Genomic DNA, 4,106 nt, shown 5'->3' with positions numbered 1-4,106 from the left:
CCCGCCGCTGCCGGCGACGGTATCGGCAGCCTGCTCTACTCCTCCGTCACCTTCGACCTCACCATCACCGCACTCTTCCTCCCACTCATCCAGGGAATGCGGCTGGACGTACCCCAACTCGGCGTCGACGGCACCGCGTTCGACGCGGCCATCGAAACGGTACTCACCGGGGTCCCGATCAGCTTCCTCAAGGCCACCCCCTCCCACCTCGAAGTCCTGGTCGCACACCTGGAGCACACCGGCAAGCGGCATGCCATCGCCACCATCGTGGCCGGCGGCGAAGACCTCTCGCCGACACTGGTCCGGCGCGTCCTTGCGGCCGGCAGCTGCGTCACGACGATCTCGAACGAGTACGGGGCGACGGAGGGTTCGGTCGCCAATGTGATGAGCCTGACCAGGGAGGTGGATCCGGCCTGGGAGAGCACTCCGGTGGGTGTGCCGATCACCAACACCAGGGCTTATGTGGTGGATCGCTACGATCGTCCGGTGCCGGTCGGTGTTCCTGGCGAGTGCCTGCTGGGCGGGATCTGCGTCGCCCGCGGCTACCTGAACCGCCCGGAGCTGACCGAGGCCCGCTTCACCCGGGATCCCTTCTCCGCCGACCCGGACGCCCGCGTCTACCGCACCGGCGACCTGGTCAAGTGGCGCCCGGATGGCCGACTGGAGTTCATCGGCCGCATCGACAACCAGGTCAAACTCCGCGGCTACCGCATCGAACTCGGCGAGATCGAGAACAACCTCCTGACCCATCCCGCCGTCGCGGCGACGGCCGTGATCGTCCGCGAGGACAACCCCGGCGACAAGCGCCTCACCGCCTACCTGGTCGGTTCCGGCAGCCGGCCCCCCGCGACCGGGGAGTTGCGGGCCCATCTCCAGCGGAACCTGCCCGACTACATGGTCCCGGCCGCGTTCGTCGTCCTCGACGAGCTGCCGCTCACCCCGAACGGCAAGGTCGATCACAAGGCGCTGCCGACACCGGACGGACAGCGCCCGGACCTGGAGGCCGCGTACACCTCTCCCCGCACCCCCGTCGAGGCGACCCTCGCCGCCGTCTGGGCCGACATCCTGCGGGTCGAGACCGTCGGCATCCACGACAACTTCTTCGAACTCGGGGGCGACTCGATCATCAGCATCCAGATGATCGCCCGGGCGAAGAAGTTCGGTGTCCACCTGACCCCGCGGATGATCTTCAAGCACCAGACCGTTGCGGAGATCGCCGCGCATGCGGACACCGGCACCGCGGTGGACGCGGAACAGGGAGCAGTCGAGGGCGAACTGCCGCTGACGCCGATCCAGCACTGGTTCTTCGAAAAGGAACTGCCGGCGGACCACCACTTCAATCAGGCCGAACTGCTCGCCACCGACGACCTCGACGCGGACCTGCTGGGCCTGGCGTTGATCGACCTGACCGAGCATCACGACGCGCTCCGCCTGCGGTTCAGCCGGGAGAACGACGGCTGGGTGCAATACCTCGACGACACCGCGGGCGCACTCCTGCTGGACGTACACGACCTCTCCGAGGTGTCGGACGACGCGTTGTCGTCGGTGATGCGCGGCATCGGCACCGAGGTCCAGGAGAGCCTGGATCTGCTCAAGGGGCCGCTCCTGCGCTGCGCGCTGCTCGAACTGGGCCCCGGGCGCGGCCAGCGGCTGCTTCTGACCGTGCATCACCTCGCCGTCGACGGCGTGTCCTGGCGCATCCTCCTGGAGGACCTGGGCAGCGCCTACGAGCAGCGCGCCGCCGGCACTGCGGTACGGCTTCCGGACAAGACCACGTCGGTCAAGGCCTGGTCGGAGAAGCTCACCCGATTCGCGGTATCGCCGGAGGCTCGCGCGGAGTTCGCCTACTGGGCGGAGCCCAAGCCCACCGGCAGGCTCCCGCGTGACCGGGACGGCCGCAACGAGGCACGCTCGGCTGCGACGGTGTGCGCGTCGCTCGACGCCCGGGAGACGAATGCCCTGCTGCGCGACGTGCCGCGGGCCTTCAACACCCGGATCAACGACGCGCTGTTGACCGCGCTGGCGCGTACCGTGGGCAGGTGGACCGGCTCCGGCGACACGCTGATCGGCCTGGAGGGACACGGTCGGGAGGATCTGTTCGCGGACGTGGATCTGTCCCGCACGGTCGGCTGGTTCACCGGCGTCTTCCCGGTCGTGCTGCACACCGACCCCGACGCGGACGCGGTGACGTCGTTGGCGGCGGTCAAGGAGCAGTTGGCGCGGATCCCGAACAAGGGCGTCGGATACGGGATCCTGCGCTACCTCGGCAGCCCTGAGCAGGCGTCGGTACTGCGCGAACAGCCGGACCCCGAGGTCAATTTCAACTACCTCGGGCAATTCACCCGGCAGTTGCCGGGGATCGGACGCTATGCGGACCCGACCGAGCCCAAGGGCCCGTCGATCAGCCCCGAAGGCATGCGCTGGAACGTCCTGGACGTCACGGCGGCCGTCGAGGGCGACACGTTCAGCGTGTACGTGAACTACTCCACGGCACTGCACGACCGTCGGACCGTCGAACGACTGACCGACGAGTTGATCGAGTGCCTGCGCAGTCTGATCTCGGCGAGTGCCAAGCAGGCCGTCGGCACCGGCCGGGCCACCGCACCCCGCACCGATGTCGGCGACTCCGACATGGCGGCGATCCTGAAGAGGTTCTCAAAGTGAGTACTCACAACGTGGAAGACGTCTACGGACTCTCACCGCTCCAGTTCGGCATGCTGTTCCACTCGCTCCAGGACTCCTCCGACACCCGCCCGTACATGGTGCAGATGACGGAGGAGGTGCACGGGAACTTCGACGACGACTGCTTCCGGCTCGCGTGGCAGCGGCTCGTCGACCGGCACACCATCCTGCGCAGCGCGTTCGTGTGGGAGGGCGTGTCCGAGCCGGTCCAGGTCGTGCAGCGTACCGCCGAACTCCCGTTCTCACTCCGCAACTGGTGCGGCTACACCGAGTACGCCCAGGAGACCCGGCTGCAGGAGTTCCTCGCCCGGGACTGGGAACTCGGCTTCGACCTCGCCACGGCGCCGCTGGTACGCGTCACCGTGATCCGGATGGCCGAGGAACGCCGGGTCGTGGTCTGGTCGTTCCACCACATCCTGCTCGACGGATGGAGCGTGCAGCTACTCCAGAAGGAGCTGTTCGCGATCTACCGCGGCCTGCTGGACGGTGTGCCGGTGGATCGGGTACCGATGCCCCCGGCCACCCCGTACCGCCGCTACATCGAGTGGTTGAGTACCCGCAACCCGGCCGATTCGAAGGCCTTTTGGACGGCGTGCCTCGACGGCATCACCGAGCCGACGGATCTGCGCGTCGATCGCGACACGGGCGATACGGGCGTGGGTGAGATCGAGATCCACGCCGACGCGGAACTCTTCGACTCGGCCAGGGCGTACGCCCGCGCCCAACGGATCACGATGAACACCCTGGTGCAGGGTCTCTGGGCGATCCTGCTGTCCCGGTACAGCGGCAACGACGACGTACTGTTCGGCTCGACCATCTCGGGACGGTCGATCGCCATGCCGGATGTCGAATCGATGATGGGGCTGTTCATCAACACCCTTCCGGTGCGGGGGCGCATCGACGGCGAGGCTCCGGTCGCTAGTTGGCTGCGTGCACTTCAGGACGAGCAGCTCGACATGCGCCAATGGGAGTACTGCCACCTGGTCGACGTCCGCGAGTACAGCCGAATTCCAAGGGGCGAGCCGCTGTTCCGGTCCATCCTGGTCTTCGAGAACTATCCGGTGGTTCAGGAAGCCTCGGACTTCCCCGAGGGAATGAGCCGTCGACTGCTGAACTGTGTGGAACGGACCGGGTATCCGCTGACCCTGGTCGCGTCGGCCGGGTCCACCCTTGAGTTCCGGTTCGTCTACGACCTGAGCATCTACGACGACGAAACGATGGCACGCCTGGTCGGGCACTTCCGGACCCTGCTGACCGAAGTGGTCACCCGTCCGGCGGCCCGGTTGTGCGAACTGGAGATGCTCACGCCGGAGGAGCGGCGCCAGGTCGTGGTCGACTGGAACGAGACTGCCGGTGGTTACCCGGACACCGCGACGATTCATCGGTTGATCGAGGAGCGGACCGAGGTCTGCCCGGATGCGGTG

2 protein-coding genes are annotated in these 4,106 nt (G+C 67.4%); both read left to right on the top strand.

Features of this window, described 5'->3' with window-relative positions; genetic code table 11:
- Positions 1–2,664 (top strand): condensation domain-containing protein (locus tag ABZS54_RS42360; protein ID WP_355548625.1); only part of this gene is annotated, 2,664 nt, incomplete at its 5' end.
- Positions 2,661–4,106: condensation domain-containing protein (locus ABZS54_RS42355; protein WP_355548622.1), on the top strand; the 1,446-nt coding region annotated here is incomplete at its 3' end. The genes ABZS54_RS42360 and ABZS54_RS42355, both read left to right, overlap by 4 nt.

This window comes from Embleya sp. NPDC005575 (genome assembly GCF_040605455.1).
In the GTDB taxonomy this organism is placed as follows: Bacteria; Actinomycetota; Actinomycetes; order Streptomycetales; family Streptomycetaceae; genus Embleya.
The sequence above is the reverse complement of the archived record's forward strand: the minus strand, read 5'-3'. Positions and strand labels throughout refer to the sequence as shown.